The organism is Actinomyces sp. S4-C9 (assembly GCF_000758775.1).
Taxonomy (GTDB): domain Bacteria; phylum Actinomycetota; class Actinomycetes; order Actinomycetales; family Actinomycetaceae; genus Gleimia; species Gleimia europaea.
Genome location: NZ_JRMU01000018.1, coordinates 20380 through 37360, shown reverse-complemented (window position 1 = coordinate 37360; position 16981 = coordinate 20380). Strand labels below are relative to the sequence as shown.

19 protein-coding genes are annotated in these 16981 nt (G+C 55.5%); 17 read left to right on the top strand and 2 right to left on the bottom strand.

Annotated elements, in window-relative coordinates:
• Positions 1-62: 62 nt before the first annotated feature.
• From HMPREF1628_RS07325 to dnaE, 9 genes are all read left to right on the top strand, one after another.
• On the top strand, positions 63-1040 hold the full coding sequence (locus HMPREF1628_RS07325; protein ID WP_034510329.1) for a cell division protein FtsQ/DivIB: 978 nt from the start codon (positions 63-65) through the stop codon (positions 1038-1040).
• 235 nt (positions 1041-1275) lie between these two features.
• Complete coding sequence (ftsZ, locus tag HMPREF1628_RS07320) at positions 1276-2520, top strand: cell division protein FtsZ (protein ID WP_034510326.1); 1245 nt, start codon at positions 1276-1278, stop codon at positions 2518-2520.
• Positions 2520-3230 carry a polyphenol oxidase family protein gene (locus HMPREF1628_RS07315; RefSeq protein WP_084703319.1) on the top strand — a complete coding sequence of 237 codons (711 nt, stop codon included), beginning with the start codon at positions 2520-2522 and terminating at the stop codon, positions 3228-3230. Before ftsZ ends, HMPREF1628_RS07315 begins: the two co-directional genes overlap by 1 nt.
• Positions 3231-3379: 149 nt before the next feature.
• Positions 3380-3850 carry a cell division protein SepF gene (locus tag HMPREF1628_RS07310; RefSeq protein ID WP_052038983.1) on the top strand — a complete coding sequence of 157 codons (471 nt, stop codon included), beginning with the start codon at positions 3380-3382 and terminating at the stop codon, positions 3848-3850.
• 16 nt (positions 3851-3866) lie between these two features.
• Positions 3867-4157: a YggT family protein gene (locus HMPREF1628_RS07305; protein ID WP_034500753.1), complete on the top strand. Its 291-nt coding sequence runs from the start codon at positions 3867-3869 to the stop codon at positions 4155-4157.
• Between the two features lie 126 nt (positions 4158-4283).
• Positions 4284-4889, top strand: coding sequence for a DivIVA domain-containing protein (locus tag HMPREF1628_RS07300; protein ID WP_034510324.1), 606 nt, complete (start codon positions 4284-4286; stop codon positions 4887-4889).
• A 72-nt stretch (positions 4890-4961) separates the two neighbouring features.
• Positions 4962-5471, top strand: coding sequence for a signal peptidase II (lspA, locus tag HMPREF1628_RS07295; RefSeq protein ID WP_052038982.1), 510 nt, complete (start codon positions 4962-4964; stop codon positions 5469-5471).
• Positions 5468-6385: an RluA family pseudouridine synthase gene (locus tag HMPREF1628_RS07290; protein WP_034510322.1), complete on the top strand. Its 918-nt coding sequence runs from the start codon at positions 5468-5470 to the stop codon at positions 6383-6385. The genes lspA and HMPREF1628_RS07290 overlap by 4 nt, the downstream gene beginning before the upstream one ends.
• Positions 6386-6422: 37 nt before the next feature.
• Positions 6423-9956, top strand: a complete 3534-nt coding sequence (gene dnaE, locus HMPREF1628_RS07285) for a DNA polymerase III subunit alpha (protein ID WP_034510321.1) — start codon at positions 6423-6425, stop codon at positions 9954-9956.
• 44 nt (positions 9957-10000) lie between these two features.
• Here dnaE and HMPREF1628_RS07280 read toward each other — a convergent pair whose 3' ends face one another.
• Positions 10001-10234 carry an RNA-binding S4 domain-containing protein gene (locus tag HMPREF1628_RS07280; protein WP_034510320.1) on the bottom strand — a complete coding sequence of 78 codons (234 nt, stop codon included), beginning with the start codon at positions 10232-10234 and terminating at the stop codon, positions 10001-10003.
• On the bottom strand, positions 10227-10670 hold the full coding sequence (locus tag HMPREF1628_RS07275; RefSeq protein ID WP_034510319.1) for a VanZ family protein: 444 nt from the start codon (positions 10668-10670) through the stop codon (positions 10227-10229). Before HMPREF1628_RS07275 ends, HMPREF1628_RS07280 begins: the two co-directional genes overlap by 8 nt.
• A gap of 90 nt (positions 10671-10760) precedes the next feature.
• Here HMPREF1628_RS07275 and hisD point away from each other — a divergent pair, with 90 nt between their 5' ends.
• The 8 genes from hisD (at position 10761) to rpmI (ending at position 16965) form a co-directional block, all read left to right on the top strand.
• The gene (gene hisD / locus HMPREF1628_RS07270) at positions 10761-12086 is read left to right on the top strand and encodes a histidinol dehydrogenase (RefSeq protein WP_034510434.1); all 1326 of its coding nucleotides are present in this window, start codon (positions 10761-10763) and stop codon (positions 12084-12086) included.
• A 5-nt stretch (positions 12087-12091) separates the two neighbouring features.
• The gene (locus HMPREF1628_RS07265) at positions 12092-13201 is read left to right on the top strand and encodes a histidinol-phosphate transaminase (RefSeq protein ID WP_034510318.1); all 1110 of its coding nucleotides are present in this window, start codon (positions 12092-12094) and stop codon (positions 13199-13201) included.
• A gap of 2 nt (positions 13202-13203) precedes the next feature.
• Entirely contained in the window at positions 13204-13809 is a 606-nt protein-coding gene (hisB, locus tag HMPREF1628_RS07260; protein ID WP_034510317.1) for an imidazoleglycerol-phosphate dehydratase HisB, read from the top strand.
• The gene (locus HMPREF1628_RS07255; protein WP_034510316.1) at positions 13806-14465 is read left to right on the top strand and encodes a hypothetical protein; all 660 of its coding nucleotides are present in this window, start codon (positions 13806-13808) and stop codon (positions 14463-14465) included. The genes hisB and HMPREF1628_RS07255 overlap by 4 nt, the downstream gene beginning before the upstream one ends.
• 8 nt (positions 14466-14473) lie before the next feature.
• On the top strand, positions 14474-15190 hold the full coding sequence (priA, locus tag HMPREF1628_RS07250; RefSeq protein ID WP_034510315.1) for a bifunctional 1-(5-phosphoribosyl)-5-((5-phosphoribosylamino)methylideneamino)imidazole-4-carboxamide isomerase/phosphoribosylanthranilate isomerase PriA: 717 nt from the start codon (positions 14474-14476) through the stop codon (positions 15188-15190).
• Positions 15183-15854: an SseB family protein gene (locus tag HMPREF1628_RS08725; RefSeq protein WP_052038981.1), complete on the top strand. Its 672-nt coding sequence runs from the start codon at positions 15183-15185 to the stop codon at positions 15852-15854. The genes priA and HMPREF1628_RS08725 overlap by 8 nt, the downstream gene beginning before the upstream one ends.
• A 259-nt stretch (positions 15855-16113) precedes the next feature.
• Complete coding sequence (gene infC / locus HMPREF1628_RS07240; RefSeq protein WP_034510313.1) at positions 16114-16734, top strand: translation initiation factor IF-3; 621 nt, start codon at positions 16114-16116, stop codon at positions 16732-16734.
• 36 nt (positions 16735-16770) lie between these two features.
• On the top strand, positions 16771-16965 hold the full coding sequence (rpmI, locus tag HMPREF1628_RS07235; protein WP_034510310.1) for a 50S ribosomal protein L35: 195 nt from the start codon (positions 16771-16773) through the stop codon (positions 16963-16965).
• Positions 16966-16981 lie beyond the last annotated feature (16 nt).

The following is a 16981-nucleotide window of genomic DNA, read 5'->3' as shown; positions in this document are numbered from 1 at the left end:
GGTCCGAGGAACACGCGGACCGAGGGGTCGATGCTGAGCGCCTTGGAAGGTCCAATCCCTCTATGTCAAAGCCGGTTGAGGGTTTTAATCAAAAGTCTTCAGAAGGCGCGCCAGAAGAACCGAAGTCCTCATCGCGTCTAAGCCTTACGCGCTTTACTCGTGCAAAAAAGTCGAACCAAGTATCTTCGGGTGCACCAGAAGAAGATACGTTCGATCCTTCGGTACACAAATCCAAACCTTCGCGTAGCTCTAGCTTGCAAAAGTACTTCACGTCGCGGCGCGCCACAGAGGTTTTTGGTTCCCAGAAAAACACAATCAGTTTGAATGTGCGTCGCGCGGAAATGAAACGCGCTCGCCGTAGTGCCATCCTCACCCGCGTGGGCATTGCATTCGCAGCGGTTTTGCTGGTAACCGTCGTAGTATGGGCAGTTTTCTTCTCGCCGTTCTTTGCGCTAACAGCCTCGAAAATCAAGATTTCGGGTCTGAATGAAGATGTGACCGCCGAGGTCGTTGAAGAGAAACTTGCGGGTTTTGTGGATGTGCCGCTCCCACGCATTTCGATGAATGCCGCGCGAAGTGAGGTGGAGAGCATCGCTCAGGTGGATGCAGCCGAAATCACCCGCGCATGGCCGGACGGACTCAACGTGAAAATAACGGTGCGCACACCCATGGCTGCTGAGAAAAGCGATGAGGGATACAACGTGATTGATCGCGAGGGCGTGGTGTTGCGCTCCTCGTCAGACGTGCCGGAGAGCTTGCCGATCGTGGAGGTAAAGATCGAGTCGCAGGAGCAACGGGCGGCGGCTGTTGCGCGGGTGGCTACGGTGAAGGATGAACTACCTGCAGAACTTTCCCAGCAGATCACGGTGTATACCGCGTACCCGACGAGCGTAGAGATGCGCACCTTGGATGGGCGCATCATCAAGTGGGGCGATGAGAGTGACTCGCAGCTGAAGGCGCAGGTGCTCAAGCTATTGCTGGACCAGCGTCCCGCCCAGGTGTACGACGTGTCTACTCCCGCTCGCCCGGTAACTTCGTAGTTCTAATCCCGCATTGCAAGGATCTTAAGCGGGGCTTATCGGTCGGTAAGTGTCGGACCATTAAAGGTGAAAATTCAAGGGTTTAGTGCGGCCGGGAAAATAGGTTGCGACACGCCCATAACAGTGTTTGAAACCGACGTGAAACGCGTTTATCTTCTGCGTGCAACGATGAGCCAAAACTTAAACCTTCAACTTAAGGTTTAGGCCAGGCGAGACAGACGTAAGGGGATCACGAGTGAACGAGGCACACTACCAATCCGTTATTAAGGTCGTGGGCGTAGGCGGCGGCGGTTGTAACGCCGTTAACCGCATGATTAGCGCCGGTGTTAAGGGCGCTGAATTCATCACGATGAACACGGATGCGCAGGCACTTTTGCAGTCTGACGCAGAAGTCAAGATTGACCTGGGAGATGAGCTAACGCGCGGCCTTGGAGCCGGCTCTGATCCAATGGTTGGCCGAAAGGCGGCTGAAGAGAACGAAGATACCATCAGGGAGGCACTTGAGGGCTCCGACATGGTTTTCGTTACCGCCGGTGAGGGCGGTGGAACGGGTACGGGTGCGGCTCCGATTGTGGCACGTGTTGCGCGTTCGCTCGACGCTTTGACCGTGGGTATTGTTACTCGCCCGTTTGCTTTTGAGGGGCCTCGTCGCGGCCAGGTTGCACAGCAGGGCATTGAGGATCTGCGTAAGGAAGTTGATGCTCTGATCATCATTCCAAATGATCGTCTGCTCCAGATTGCCGACAAGAATGTTTCGTACCTTGACGCATTCCGCATTGCCGACGATGTGCTCCGTTCCGGCGTGCAGGGCATTACTGACATCATCAAGGTTGCGGGTGACATGAACGTAGACTTCCGCGATGTGAATACGATTATGCGAGGTGCGGGCACCGCTCTTATGGGTATCGGTACGGCGCAGGGCGAAGATCGCGCATTGCGTGCAGCTGAGGCTGCGATTTCGTCCCCGCTCCTCGAAACCCGTATTGATGGTGCACACGGCGCTCTGATCAACGTGCAGGGTGCCTCTGACATGGGTCTTGCCGAGATCAATGCTGCTGTCTCGCTCATCGGTGAGTCTCTCCACGAGGAAGCCAACATCATTTTCGGTACCGTTATTGACGACTCGCTTGGCGACGAGATGCGCGTTACCGTTATCGCCGCTGGTTTTGACGAGGAGGAGGCATCGGCGCAGCCTGCGCCGGCAATTCCGACTCGCACTGTGCAAGCATCGGAGCCGGTAGAAAAACCCGCTTATGAGCGGCCACTCGGTTCTTTGCCCACGGCGCAGTCGGCCCAGCCGGCTCAGCCAGCGCACCGCGCGGAGGTGAAGCCGCCGACGCGTGAATCGAACTTCCCTTCGGCAACGCCGCGGCGTAGCGAGCCGGTAGAAGAGCCATCTTCGGACCGCTTCGAAGTTCCCCGCATTTTTGATGAGGACGATTCGAAGGATCAGCTAGATCTTCCGGACTTCTTGCGTTAATGAATAGCTCCTCCGGTCGGGTTCGTTTTGGCTTTACGAGGGCCGTGACGAACCCGACTCAAGTAGGGCGGGCTCTTTCGAGTCCCAACTATGGTTTGAATACGGGTGCGCCGCGTAGCGTTGTGCTGGCCGACAGACAGGCACTTGCAGATTCGATTGGCGCGCCGGTGGTGTGGATGAACCAGATTCACTCCGACATCGTGTGTGTGGTAGGGCAGGAGGAATCCGGCCTGGACAATTCGGTCACTGCTGATGCAGTGATAACTAGGGACCGTGTCGCACTGGCAGTGCAGGTAGCAGATTGTGTTCCTGTGCTGCTGTTCGACAAGGCCGCAGGCGTGGTAGCTGCGGTACACGCGGGGCGAGCAGGTGCGAAGGCTTTCATCGTTGCAAAGACTGTCTCGCAGATGACTAGCATGGGCTGCTCGCCCCGCAATATAAAGGCCGTGGTGGGCCCGAGTATTTGCGGGGTGTGTTATGAGGTGGGCGAGGAAGTGTTTGCCCAGACGGTGTCCATACGGCCGGAAATTGCTACGCAGTCTAGATGGGGCACTCGGGCACTCGACGTTCGTGCAGCAGTTTTACGCGACTTGGAGCATGTGGGAGATGTCAAAATTGACGATGCATGCACGCTCGAATCTGATGATTTGAACTCGTATAGGCGCAATCCAAAATGCGGCAGACAGGTGGGTTGGGTGGTCCTCGACTAGCCGCGCGACGGGGCCTGTCACAGCGACTGTTGAGTATCGGGCATGAAAAGCGCGTGGGGATGTGACACGCCGCCTCAAAACCGTATATTTTGCGGCAACTCGATTACTTTAAGAGCAGCTCAAACTTTTGTTGCCTTGGGAGGAATGACATGGGTGATGCACTGAACCGCGCAATGGAACGCTTTGGCTGGCGCGGATACGACGAGGATGAGGATCAGGTGTTTGACGATTCTGATTTGTCGCAACCGACTTTTTCGGAGCCGGAGTCAGTAACCCCGCTACCTCGCCCTGAGATCGTTTCTTCCAGAAGTGCAAGCCTGGACATCAACCGTATTGTTTCTTTGACTCCCGCCTCCTACGCGGACGCTGAGGGCATTGGCCACGCGATACGTGATGGCGTTCCCGTGATTATCAACCTTTCGAAGGTGAATGATGCGGAAGGCCGGCGAATCGTCGATTTCACCGCTGGTCTTGCTTTCGCGCTGGGAGGATCTATGGAGCAGGTAGTGGAGGGAGTAATACTCCTCACGCCAGAATCTGTGAAGGTTGAGGAAGGTCAGCAAAAGCACGCGTTCGCAAACGAGCCGTTGTTCGCAAACAAGTCGGGCTTGGGTTTCTAAAGGTAGGTTTTAACACTTGTCTTGGTACATCGGACAGGCGCTATCGTTATTAGTCTCGATTTACACGCTGGTGCTACTCATTAGGCTGGTTTTTGACTGGGTTCAGTTCTTCAGCCCGCAGTGGCAGCCACGCGGTGTGCTCCTTGTGCTCCTGAACGTTATTTACGCCCTTACGGATCCACCGTTGCGTTTTTTGCGCCGTTTCATTCCTCCATTGCGGCTTGGCGAGATCTCTCTCGACGTGGGATTTATTGTCCTGTTTGCGGGTGTAGTAATTTTGGGAGAAATTGCGAGATTGCTCATGTAGGTGCACACTTACAATGAAATTCTGTAGTCTATGAGATAGAAAAAGTTTGACTGCGCGTGCTGTGGACAAAATTATTGTCTGGAGGCTAGCGCTGTACAAATCCCATTTAGATATAGAGGTGAAGAAATGGCACTGCTTTCGACAGAGGATGTCTTGAATAAGACTTTCCAGTCGGTGAAGTTCCGTGAGGGATACGACCAGGTCGAGGTTGATGAGTTTCTCGACGAAGTAGTTGAAACCATCTACGCTCTCCAGGTTGAGAATACGGAGCTAAAGCAAAAGCTTGAAGCAGCGCAGCTTCGCGTTGAAGAGCTTGAGGGTTCTGAGTCGGGCTCCGCGCCCGCGCCAGTTGTTGCTGAGCCAGTGGAGGAAGTCAAGCCCGAGCCGGAGCCCGAACCGGAGCCGGTACCAGCTCCCGCCCCCGTGACGGCTGCAGCTCCGACCTCCACGCCGGAAGATGCAACCTCGATGTTGGCTCTGGCCCAGCGCGTTCACGATGAGTACGTGCGCGATGGTCGTGAGGAAGGCGAGCGCATTATTGCTGAGGCTCGCGAAGAGGGAAGCAAGATCGTGGCGGAGGCTGAAGATAAGCGCGACTCGATCCTCAACCAGCTTGACGTTGATCGCGGCATGCTAGAGGGCAAGATCAACGAATTGAAGAGCTTTGAGGCTGAGTACCGCACTCGTCTGCGTGAACAGCTACAGAGCTTCCTCTCGGAAGTTGCCAACTAGTTTTAACTGTTCCGACAAAGCGGAGGCGACGTGCGTCGCCCCCGCTTTGTCTTATTATTTGGGGGTTATCGAATGCAACAGGTGACACAAAGTTTTAAGACCCGCATCATCTTTTACGTGGTTGCCATTCTAGCGGTGGGTACGGATCAGGTGAGCAAGGTCTGGGCTTTGAATAACCTGTCCACCGATCAGATTGACCCTTTTATTGGTTCGTTCATTAGTTTTCAACTCGTCCACAATCCTGGCGCCGCTTTTTCTTTGCTGGATAACGCTACGTGGGTTTTCACGGTCATAGCTATTGCGATAATCGTGGTGATTTTGTACTACGTTCGCAAGGTTTCTTCATCGCCGTGGTTGCTATCGATGGCTCTTCTTTTTGGTGGGGCAATTGGAAACTTGATTGACCGCCTGATTCAGCCGCCTTCGTTTGGAATGGGACACGTGGTTGATTTCCTGAATTGGAACGGCTGGTTTGTAGGTAACGTTGCCGATATTTACATCGTGGTTGCGGCAGCTTCAATGTTCTTGCTGGCAGTTCTTGAAGTGCCGTTCAACCGTGATCTCGGTGGTGAGAGGCAGTGAGTGAAACACGCTTCTTGCCTGTTCCGGACGGCCTTGTGGGGGAGCGAATCGATGTTTCGCTCTCCCGAATGCTGGGACTATCGCGTTCCGCTGTTGGCAAGATGATTGAAGCAGGAGAGATCGAGGTCGATTCGGTTGCTGCTAAGAAAGGCCAGCGGCTGGAATTTGGCCAAATGATTTCGGTCAATATGCAGGTGCAGGAGAAGGCTCCTGCGCCGGTGGTGGGCATGGATGTTCTTTACGATGACGAGGACGTAGTTGTTGTAAACAAACCGGTGGGGGTCGCCGCGCACACGGGTCCGGGCTGGGATGGGCCCACGGTGATTGGAAACCTGGAGGCCGCGGGCTATCGTATTTCTACTTCGGGTCCGCCGGAGCGCCAGGGCATTGTGCATCGCCTGGATGTGGGCACCTCTGGCGCGATGGTGGTGGCTAAGTCAGAGCTTGCCTATACCAAGCTGAAGCACGCATTTAAAGAGCGCACGGTGGACAAGATCTACCATGCCCTCGTTACTGGACATTTGGAACCGGCTAAAGGAACGATTGATGCTCCGATTGCACGCCATCCGTCAAAGGAATGGCGGATGGGCATTGTGGCTTCGGGCCGCCGAGCGATTACCCATTTTGAAGTGCTGGAGTATTTACCGGGTGCAACGTTGGTAAAGGTGGAGCTGGAGACGGGACGTACCCACCAGATCCGTGTCCATTTTTCGTCAATTAATACTCCCTTGATTGGCGACACGTTTTATGGTGCGGATGAGCGTAAGGCCCAAGAGCTGGGGTTGGAACGGCAGTGGTTACACGCGGTGGAACTGAAATTTACGCACCCGCGCACTGCGGTAAGAATGAGTGTTACCGCACCTTACCCACCGGATCTGGAACAGGTCCTAGAGCAACTTCGCAACCCGTCCTGAAGTTTCTTCGAGAGTTTAGCTAGCATAGACTGACCCTATGTCCGTTCCACAGTTTGCTCACCTTCATAATCACACCGAGTATTCGATGCTCGATGGGGCTTCCAAAATTGTTCCCATGGTTAAGGAGGCTGCAAGGCTTGGTCAGCCCGCAATCGCAATCACGGACCACGGCTATCTGTTTGGAGCGTACGAGTTTTACGCGGCGGCGAAGAAGCATGGCGTAAAACCAATTATCGGCCTCGAGGCGTACATGACGCCGGGCACGTCACGTTTTGACCAAACGCGTGTGCGTTGGGGAGACGAGTCACAAAAGGATGATGATGTTTCCGCTCGCGGCGCCTACACACACCTGACCCTCATTTCTGAAACCACGGAGGGAATGCATAACCTTTTCCGCCTTGGATCTGGTGCTTCGCTTGATGGCCAGATGGGTAAGTGGCCGCGCGCCGACATGGAACTGTTGGAACGCCACCACTCTGGCCTAATCGCATTCTCGGGTTGCCCTTCGTCCGAGGTGCAGGTGCGTCTTCGTCTAGGACAGTGGGACGAGGCGGTTGCCGCAGCTGGTCGTCTGCAGGATATCTTCGGTAAAGACAACTTCTACATCGAGTTGATGGATCACGGCATTGAGATTGAACGCCGTGTTCGCACCGACTTATTCCGCCTCGCCGAGCATCTGAAGGCCCCGAAGATCGTCACCAATGACGCGCACTACGTGACGGCTGATGATCGCGATATTCAAGATGCGCTGCTTTGTATTAACTCCGGTTCGAAGTTGGCAGATCCAGACCGCTTCCGATTTGACGGCTCGGGCTACTACATTCGCTCATCCGAATCGATGCGTCGGGACTGGCAAGATGCACTTGACGCATGCGATGCTACGTTGGAAATCGCAGAGCGTTGCGACGTTCATTTCACCACGGTTGGCGAAGGCGCTAACTACATGCCCCGGTTCCCGGTTCCTGCGGGAGAAGACGAGACCTCATGGTTTGTAAAGGAAGTTGAACGGGGCCTGAACTACCGCTTCCCGGGCGGTGTTCCTGAAGACGTTCGCAAACAGGCCGAGTACGAGGTCGGCATCATCACTCAAATGGGCTTTCCCGGTTACTTCCTCGTCGTTTCAGACTTCATTCGCTGGGCAAAAGAACAAGGCATTAGGGTAGGGCCCGGTCGTGGTTCCGGTGCAGGCTCGATGGTGGCATACGCGATGCAGATCACCGATCTGAACCCGCTGAACCACGGCCTCCTGTTCGAGCGCTTCTTGAATCCTGAACGTGTGTCAATGCCTGACTTCGACGTCGATTTTGATGAGCGTAGGCGCGGTGAGGTCATCGACTACGTGACTGAGAAGTATGGTTCGGATCGCGTGGCGCAGGTTATTACCTACGGCAAGATTAAAACCAAGCAGGCGCTGAAAGACTCGGCGCGTATTTTGGACAAGCCGTTTAACTTGGGCGACCAGTTGACCAAGGCGCTGCCGCCATCGGTCATGGGTAAGGATATTTCGGTAAATGGTATTTTCAACCCGGAAGATCCCCGGTACGAGGAGGCCGCCGAGTTCCGCCGATTCCACCAGGAGAATGCCGAAACCCACGAGGTGGTTCAGCTTGCCAAAGGCATTGAGGGCCTGACTCGCCAGTGGGGCGTGCACGCCTGCGCGGTGATCATGTCCTCGGAGTCTTTGCAACAGATCATTCCACTAATGAAGCGTCCACAGGACGGGGCTATAATCACCCAGTTTGATTACCCAACGTGTGAGACTCTGGGCCTGCTAAAGATGGACTTCTTGGGGCTCACCAACCTCACGGTGATCTCGGATGCGCTCGACAATATTGAGAAGAATGGCAAGGAGCGCCCCGACTTAAACCATATTGGCCTCGATGATGAAAAGACGTACGAGCTACTTTCACGCGGTGAAACGCTAGGTGTATTCCAGCTTGATGGTGACGGTATGCAAAAGCTACTTAAGCGTATGCATCCGGATAACTTCGAAGATATTTCAGCTGTGGGTGCCCTGTACCGTCCCGGTCCGATGGGTGCGGACTCGCATAATAAGTACGCGGACCGTAAGAATGGGCGCGCACAGATCGTGCCTATTCACCCCGAGCTGGCGGAGCCTCTTGAGGATATTCTGGGCACTACCTATGGCCTCATCGTTTACCAAGAGCAGGTTATGGCTATTGCCCAGCGCGTTGCCGGCTACTCGCTTGGACAAGCAGATTTGTTGCGCCGCGCGATGGGCAAGAAGAAGAAGGAAATCCTCGATAAGGAATATGGTCCGTTCCATCAGGGCATGATTGAACGCGGATATTCCGAGGACGCGGTGAAGACCCTGTGGGACATTCTCGTTCCGTTTTCGAACTACGCGTTCAACAAGTCTCACTCGGCCGCATACGGTCTTGTGTCTTACTGGACGGCTTGGCTGAAAGCTAACTATCCCACCGAGTACATGGCTGCCCTCCTCACTTCGAATAGGGATAAGAAGGATAAGCTCGCGCTGTATCTTTCTGAGTGCCGCCGCATGGGAATTACGGTTTTGCCGCCGGACGTTAATGAGTCGGCTGCGAACTTCACCCCGGCTGATAGTGATATTCGTTTTGGTCTTGCCGCAATCCGTAACGTGGGTGCGAACGTGGTGGACGGCATTGAGGAAGCGCGTGATGAGAAGGGCGCGTACACGTCTTTCGCTGACTTCTTGGACAAGGTTCCGGTTCGGGTGTGTAACAAGCGCACTATCGAGTCCCTCATCAAGGCGGGTGCGTTCGACACTCTGGAGGAAAACCGCAGGGCAGTTGTGGCAGTGCACGAGGAGGCAGTAGACTCGGCCGTTAAACTGAAGCGCAACGAGTCCATCGGCCAGTTCGACCTCTTCGGTGCGATGGGCGGTGAAAGCGCGTCAGTTCTCCAGGTGGAGATCCCCGACATTCCGCAGTGGTCCAAGCGAGAGAAGCTCCAGTATGAGCGCGACATGCTCGGCCTGTACGTCTCGGACCATCCGCTCTCGGGTATTCACCGCGCGCTTGCTCGATACCAGGACATGACTATTGGTGGCATCGTCCACGGCGAAGGCAGCATGGATAACCAAAATGTGAAGGTTGCCGGCCTCGTTACAAAAGTTGATGTAAAGACTACCCGCAAGGGTGAGCTGTGGGCGATAGTCACGGTTGAGGACCTATCCGGATCAATCGACGTCTTGTTCTTCCCTCGCTCATACGAGTCGATCCCGCACATCCTCGCTACCGATCTTGTAGTGCAGGTGGAGGGACGGGTGAAAGAACGCGACCGCGAGCGCACGATTAATGGCATGTCGATGACCGTGCTTGATTTGGGTGAGGACGGTAATGCGCCCGTGGTTTTGGAGCTTCCGGTTCACAGGTGCACGGAGCCGGTACTGACCGATTTGAAGAGTATTATTTCAGGCTATCCGGGGCCGTGTCCGGTGCAACTAAGGATTTTGAGGCCGGGGGAGAAGCCCACATTGGTGCAGTTTGACCCGTCTTTCAACGTCGATTCGAATACGTCTTTTTTTGCGGATTTGAAGGCGGCCCTTGGGGCGGGAGTGTTGCGCTAATAGAAAATGGTGGCGGCTTTGGGAGCCACCACCAGGTTGCTGGGCTATTCGCTTTCGGCGCGGACAATGACTGATTCGATTTCACCGCCGTAGTCGATGGATACGACTTGACCGTCCTTGAGGCGGGCACCGCGGCGAGTGTTTATTTCACCGTCTACGCTAACGTAGCCTTCCTGTATGACCACGCGCGCTTCTCCGCCGTTTTCCACTAATCCGGCTAGTTTTAGCAGCTGGCCTAGGCGAATTTCGCCGCGGACTCGGATTTCGCGCTCATTCATGTGTTTCCTCTTTCTTAACTAGTAGCGCCACTATTAGCCACGCGATGAGGATGCCTGCCACGTCTGCCACGATGTCTAGGGCCTGCCCGGTCCTCCCGCGGATGAAGTAGGCCTGGATGATTTCGGACAGGCCTGCGTGGATAATGCTGAGTCCAATGACAATGTCTCTACGCCATCCGGTCAGTAGCGCTGCGGCAGTGACCATGGCGAATGCGCTCGAATGAACAATCTTGTCTAATCCGGCTGAGTCGGTGAGGTTCAGTGCGGGCAGGAGTTCGCTGACGCGGTTTAGCAAGGTCGTTAGGATTCCGGAGGCAGAGCCGTCTGCGGGTGTATAAAGGATCCAGCACAGCGCGGTGAAAGTTACGGCAAAGACGAGTACCCACCAGTAGTTGATTTCGGGTGTGTCTTTTGCATGACGCGGCCTCATACTCATGAGGTCATTATGCCAGGTAAGGCCCGCAAGTGCGTTCCACGTTTTTGTCCGCCGGCGCATTCGGGGCGTAAAAACCCTAAAGTAGAAGGCATGATGAACATACTTGACCTGCGTGAGATTTCGCTTAGCGCCAGCGAGCTTTCTGAAAGACTGCCGCGCGCTTCTCTCGATGTTGAAGGCGCTTTAGAAAAAGTGAGGCCGATTATTGAGGATGTACGCGCTCACGGGGCGAAAGCTGTTCGCAGGTGGACCGCTCAGTTTGATGGAGTGGAACCTACTCATATTCGCGTGCCGAGGTCGGCTTTGCAAGATGCGTTAGCGGGGCTTGATTCAAAGGTTCGCGCGGGTTTGGAAATCTCGATTCGCAACAATCAGATTGGGCATGAGGCGCAGCTCCCCATGGAGCGCGTGGTTGAGGTAGTGCCGGGAGGCTTTGTGCGGCAGCGCTGGATTCCGGTGCGACGAGTCGGCCTGTACGTGCCGGGCGGCTTGGCTGTTTACCCATCCTCGGTGGTCATGAACGTTGTTGCCGCAAAGGTTGCGGGAGTCGATTCGATCGCGATTGCAAGCCCGGCGCAAAGGGAGTTCGACGGTCTACCTCACCCAACGATTTTGGCGGCTTGCGAGCTTTTGGGCATCGATGAGGTCTATGCCATGGGCGGGGCGCAGGCGATAGCAGCGTTCGCGTATGGATTCAGCGACGAGGTTGATGACAGTGTTTTGGAGCCGGTCGATGTAGTTACGGGGCCGGGCAACATTTTTGTTGCCGCTGCAAAACGCGCGGTGAAGTCGGTGGTTGGTATTGATGCGGAGGCTGGTACGACAGAGATCGCTATTATTGCCGACGAGGCGGCGAATCCGCGCTTCGTGGCGCGCGATCTGATTTCGCAGGCCGAACACGATCCGGCAGCTGCTTCGGTTTTGATTACGGATTCGGTGGCGCACGCGCAGGCGGTCCAAGCAGAGCTGGCGCGGATGGTTCCACAGACGAAGCACGCACAGCGTATTGAGACAGCACTGGGCGGTCCCCAGTCCGCGATAGTACTCACCAAGGATGTTGCACACTCGATTTTTGTGGCAAATGCGTTTGGTGCAGAGCACTTGGAGATCCAAACGGAAAACGCTCTTAAGGATTCCAAGCAGATCCGTAATGCGGGCGCCATTTTTGTGGGCCCGTACTCGCCGGTTCCGCTGGGTGATTACATTGCCGGTTCCAACCACGTTCTACCTACCGGCGGTACAGCGCGGTTCGCGTCGGGATTGAACGTGCATGCTTTCTTGAAATCGGTGCAGCAGATTGAGTACAACGAGCAGGCACTTCGAGGTCTAACCGACCCGCTGGTTGCGCTCGCCAATAGTGAGGACTTGCCCGCGCACGGCGAGGCTGCCATCGAACGCTTTGCAACGAAGGAGTAAACGCCATGACTTTACCTCTGCGTGAAGAGCTAGCCAGTGTACAGCCCTATGGCGCACCGCAACTCGAAGTTCCAGTGCGCTTAAATGTAAACGAGAATCCGTATTCGCCTTCGCTGGCGGTGATCGCCTCCATTTTGGAGCGAGTAGCTAAGATTCTGCCTACTATGAATCGCTATCCTGATCGCGACTTCATGGAACTTCGCGCCGCACTAGCTAACTATCTGTATGAGGAAGCGGGTGTAATGGTTGAGAAGGAACGTATTTGGGCTGCGAACGGTTCCAACGAGGTCATGCTGCACCTTTTGCAGGCCTATGGGGGCCAGGGCAGAACGCTGTTATCTTTTGCCCCTACCTATTCGATGTATCACGAGTACGCTCGCGACACGGGTACAAACTGGGTTGCTGGCACGCGCGGCGCTGGTTTCAAACTTGATCTCGAACAGGTTGAGGCACAGATTGCGCGCACGAAACCTTCCGTGTTGGTCCTGGCCTCTCCAAATAACCCGACGGGTACGGCTCTAACTTTAGAAGAGGTACGCCTGGTTGCCGAAGCAACCCGTGGAAGTGGTCCCGTGATAGGGGGAGCCCAAACCGACACGGTTTTGGTGATCGACGAGGCCTACGCCGAGTTTCGTCGCGAAGGCACCCCCTCTGCGCTGACTCTCCTGGATGAGTATCCGCACGTCGTTGTCAGCCGCACCATGTCGAAAGCATTTGGAATGGCCGGATTGCGTCTGGGTTACTTCGCAGCCTCGCGCGAAATAGTTAACCACGTTATGCGGGTTCGCCTTCCGTACCACCTCTCTGCTACCACGCAGGCGGTGGCGCTCGCGGCACTTTCACACTCGAAAGAGCTGATGAGTCAGGTGGCGCACATGCGTACTACACGTGATGACCTCGTAATCTGGTTGCGCGGCAAGGGGCTGGAGGTCGCCGATTCTGATGCGAACTTCGTCCTGTTTGGTAAGTTTGCGGATCGCGAGCGCATTTTTGAACAACTTTTGGAGCGAGGCGTTCTGATTCGTGTTGTGGGCCCGGAAGGGTATCTTCGGGTTAGTGTAGGTACTGATGAAGAAGACGCTCGTTTTCGAGCGGCGTTAGAGGAGATCTTGTGAGAATGTCGAATCCGCGTACGGCCGTCGTGGAGCGTTCAACGTTTGAGTCCACGATTCGAGTTGAGTTGAACCTGGATGGCACTGGCAAAACCCAGATCAATACGGGCGTTCCCTTTTACGACCACATGCTGACTGCGCTTGGTAAGCATTCGCTAATAGACCTGACGATTGAGGCAAATGGTGACGTTGAGGTAGATGTTCACCACACGGTTGAAGACACGGCTATTTGCATCGGTCAGGCACTGAAGCAAGCGCTGGGCGACAAGAGCGGGATTCGGCGTTATGGAGATGCGACGGTACCACTCGATGAGGCGCTTGCCCGGGCAGTGGTAGACCTTGCGGGCCGCCCGTACGTGGTGCATGAGGGGGAACCCCACGAGCAGGTTTACCACCTGATTGGCGGTCACTTTACAGGTGCAATGACCCGGCATGTTTTTGAGTCCCTGGCATATAACGCGGGCATCTGTCTGCATGTGGACTTGATTCGCGGTCGCGACCCGCACCACATTGTTGAAGCGCAGTTTAAGGCGTTGGCGAGGGCATTGCGCGCAGCTGTTGAAATGGATCCGCGAGCTTCTGGCATTCCGTCCACAAAGGGCGCACTGTGAGCGAGCGCAATATTGATGAGGAATTCGAACGCATTATTGCCGGTATGGAAGAGCCGGATGCGAACGAAGGCGCCTCAGAGCCAGACACGACTGCGCGGCAAGATGATCAGGTAGAGCAGGCGGATCCGGACGAGCCGGTTGATGAAAGTCTGCACCTGGAGGAAGGCGCGCAACGTATCGGCCTTATCTTCGCGCCCCTGCGTCCAGCCTCCGCAGTTGCTCGCATGCTCGGCATGTACAAGATCGCCAGGTGGATTGTGCCAATCGATCACCAAATCGTCCTCTACCTAGAATTGGACCCGGATGATGAGGAAGAGGAGTTCGAGAGCCTACTGGGTGAAGAACGCCCCATGCCCGAAGAGGTTGACCGCTTCGCAAAGGTTATTTCAAAGCTTTCGAAGTTCGGGGCGGTAGCTGTGGTATCTACGCTCGCGGAGGAAGATTCGTTGGTTTCCGGATCGGTGTATGCCAGGCGTTATGTGAACGGCAAGCCGGAGGATGCGATCCCTGCTGGCCTATTGATCAACTCGATCGATATCCGCGCTGAAGACCTGCTACTTGGTAGGGCTCGCCCGCAAGATTACCCGGACGCGGTGCATGCTACGGAACGTCCGGTTCCGAAAGGGCGCGGCTTTGGTTTTCCCAAACGAGTTTAGGAAGCAAAATGATTGTTCTACCTGCCATCGATATTGTAGACGGTCGCGCTGTGCGCCTGCATCAAGGTGAAGCTGGAACCGAGACGTTCTACGGTGAGCCAGCACAGATTGCCGCCGATTTTGCGGCTAAAGGCGCGCAGTGGATCCACATGGTTGATTTGGATGCCGCGTTTGGCCGCGGGTCTAATGCGGAACTCGCGCACGAAATCGCCGGAAGTGTGGATATTAACATTGAGCTTTCGGGCGGTATTCGTGACGATGAGTCACTTAACCGGGCGCTTCAGGCCGGAGCAAGACGCGTGAATCTCGGCACCGCAGCTATCGAAAACACCGAGTGGACCAAGCGCGTTATTGGCGAGTATGGCGATCGCATCGCGGTGGGTTTGGACGTTCGCGGTACTACTCTTGCAACTCGCGGGTGGACCAAGCAGGGCGGTGACCTGTTCGAGATGATTGAACTTTTGGACCGTGCTGGTTGCGAGCGCTACGTGGTTACTGACGTTGCCAAGGACGGGACGCTCACTGGACCTAACATTGAGCTTTTAAAGCAGGTGTGTGCACATACCGATGCGGCGGTAATCGCTTCGGGCGGCGTGTCTAAGCTGGATGACATTCGCGCGCTTTTGCCCCTTCAAGATGAGGGCGTGGAGGGCGTGATCGTTGGTAAAGCCATATATTCCGGCGCCTTCACCTTGGAACAGGCCCTGGAGGTCGCAAGTGCCTAAGCACTCATTCGAGAGCCTGCAGGCAAGGCTAAACCAGTCGGTTGATGCCAGCGAGGCCGGCCAAACCCTTCCGCAAACAGCGGCTGCTTTGACGCTTCAAGATTCGGCGGGCCGCCTGGTGGCCCTAGTAGAGGCTTTAGAAAATGAGCGTCTGCTTGTGCCCGCGGTAGTGGAAGGCGGAGCATGTGAGGAAGGTGAGGTCTCGGTTACGCAAACGAAGCAGGGGCCTGCTGTTGTTGCTTTTACCAGCGCTGACGCTATGAACGAGTGGGATGCGGACGCTAGACCGGTACCCATGCCTGCTCGCCGGGTAGCTATGCTGGCGGTTGCCCAAACCTCGGGGCGCCTAGTGATTGACAAGGGTCGATCTGACATACGTATTCCGCGGCCGGCAACGGTAGCTTTGGCACACGGGGATAGGTGGCTTCCTGCCTGGCAGGATGGCGAGCTGCTCGAAGAGCTTGCCGGCCGCCTTACACCACGCATTGCATTTATAAAGCCGCTACCCAGTGCGGGTGCCACCTTGCGCCTCGCAGTTGGTATCTTGCAGGGTGCATCTAAAGAGAGTCTGACTCGTGATTTACAACAGATTGCGGCCACGCCCAGGTTGCGTCCGGCAGCAGAACTGGTGGAAATAGTACCAACCGTCGTGGCGCAGGCGTGACGGACTCCATACCGGCAGTTCGCTATTAGCGCGGCAAATTTGTTAAACTGACTGTTGATTGTTGAGCGAGAGTCTCAACCAGTAGGCGTTCAAATGAATGCCAACAGCAAGCGGAGTAATCCCACCTGGGTTCCAACCTCTTCGAGGGTAAGCCTTACGGCCACCGGAACCGGGTAAATACTACGGCGGTTCAGCCGTTATTTTCGGGGTCTTCGTGTGCTGACGGCGCGAAGGCCCTCTTCGTGTCACCAGGGAACTATTGAAGGAGCAACTTATCAACGAGCCTCGTGTTAATGACCGAATCCGAGTCCCAGAGGTACGCCTCGTGGGACCTGAAGGAGAACAGGTCGGCGTCGTGCGTGTGGCTGACGCCCTCCGGTTAGCTGAAGAGGCGGGCCTTGACCTAGTTGAGGTTGCCCCGAATGCGCGTCCATCGGTTGCGAAGCTGATGGACTTTGGCAAGTACAAGTACGAACTTGCGCAAAAGGCACGTGAGTCTCGTCGAAACCAGGCAAACACGGTTTTGAAGGAAATCCGTTTCCGCCTAAAGATCGACGATCACGATTACGAGACCAAGAAGGGTCACGTTGAGCGGTTTCTCAATGGTGGTGACAAGGTCAAGGTCATGATCATGTTCCGTGGCCGCGAGCAGTCTCGCCCGGAAATGGGTATTCGTTTGCTTGAGCGTTTGGCTGAGGATGTTGCTGAACTTGGCGTGGTGGAGTCTAAACCGCGTCAGGATGGTCGCAACATGACGATGGTTCTCGCACCAACTCGTAAGAAGTCTGAGGCAAAGAGCGAACAGCGTCGCCGTCGTGAAGCTGAGCGCCAAGCAAAGCGGGATCGCCAAGCTGAGAGATCAGCAAAGTCTGGCAGCTAGAGCCCCCGCGTTTGACTAGTAGAAAAAGGAAGAAACATGGCGAAGATGAAGACGCACTCCGGTGCGAAGAAGCGTTTCCGCGTTACGGGAAGCGGAAAGCTTATGCGTGAGAGGGCCGGTAAGCGTCACCTCCTGGAGCACAAGCCTTCTACCCGCACCCGTCGCCTATCGCGCGACCAGGTAGTTGCAAAAGCAGATGAGAAGAACGTTCGCCGCCTACTGGGTATGTAACCCGCGGTTTTAGATT

Bases quoted from the DNA above. Each gene is read 5' to 3' on its own strand.
- HMPREF1628_RS07325 (WP_034510329.1), top strand. From the start codon at position 63: ATGTCAAAGCCGGTTGAGGGTTTTAATCAAAAGTCTTCAGAAGGCGCG.
- HMPREF1628_RS07315 (WP_084703319.1), top strand. From the start codon at position 2,520: ATGAATAGCTCCTCCGGTCGGGTTCGTTTTGGCTTTACGAGGGCCGTG.
- HMPREF1628_RS07310 (WP_052038983.1), top strand. From the start codon at position 3,380: ATGGGTGATGCACTGAACCGCGCAATGGAACGCTTTGGCTGGCGCGGA.
- HMPREF1628_RS07300 (WP_034510324.1), top strand. From the start codon at position 4,284: ATGGCACTGCTTTCGACAGAGGATGTCTTGAATAAGACTTTCCAGTCG.
- lspA (WP_052038982.1), top strand. From the start codon at position 4,962: ATGCAACAGGTGACACAAAGTTTTAAGACCCGCATCATCTTTTACGTG.
- dnaE (WP_034510321.1), top strand. From the start codon at position 6,423: ATGTCCGTTCCACAGTTTGCTCACCTTCATAATCACACCGAGTATTCG.
- HMPREF1628_RS07280 (WP_034510320.1), bottom strand. From the start codon at position 10,234: ATGAATGAGCGCGAAATCCGAGTCCGCGGCGAAATTCGCCTAGGCCAG.
- HMPREF1628_RS07275 (WP_034510319.1), bottom strand. From the start codon at position 10,670: ATGAGTATGAGGCCGCGTCATGCAAAAGACACACCCGAAATCAACTAC.
- hisD (WP_034510434.1), top strand. From the start codon at position 10,761: ATGATGAACATACTTGACCTGCGTGAGATTTCGCTTAGCGCCAGCGAG.
- HMPREF1628_RS07265 (WP_034510318.1), top strand. From the start codon at position 12,092: ATGACTTTACCTCTGCGTGAAGAGCTAGCCAGTGTACAGCCCTATGGC.
- hisB (WP_034510317.1), top strand. From the start codon at position 13,204: ATGTCGAATCCGCGTACGGCCGTCGTGGAGCGTTCAACGTTTGAGTCC.
- priA (WP_034510315.1), top strand. From the start codon at position 14,474: ATGATTGTTCTACCTGCCATCGATATTGTAGACGGTCGCGCTGTGCGC.
- rpmI (WP_034510310.1), top strand. From the start codon at position 16,771: ATGGCGAAGATGAAGACGCACTCCGGTGCGAAGAAGCGTTTCCGCGTT.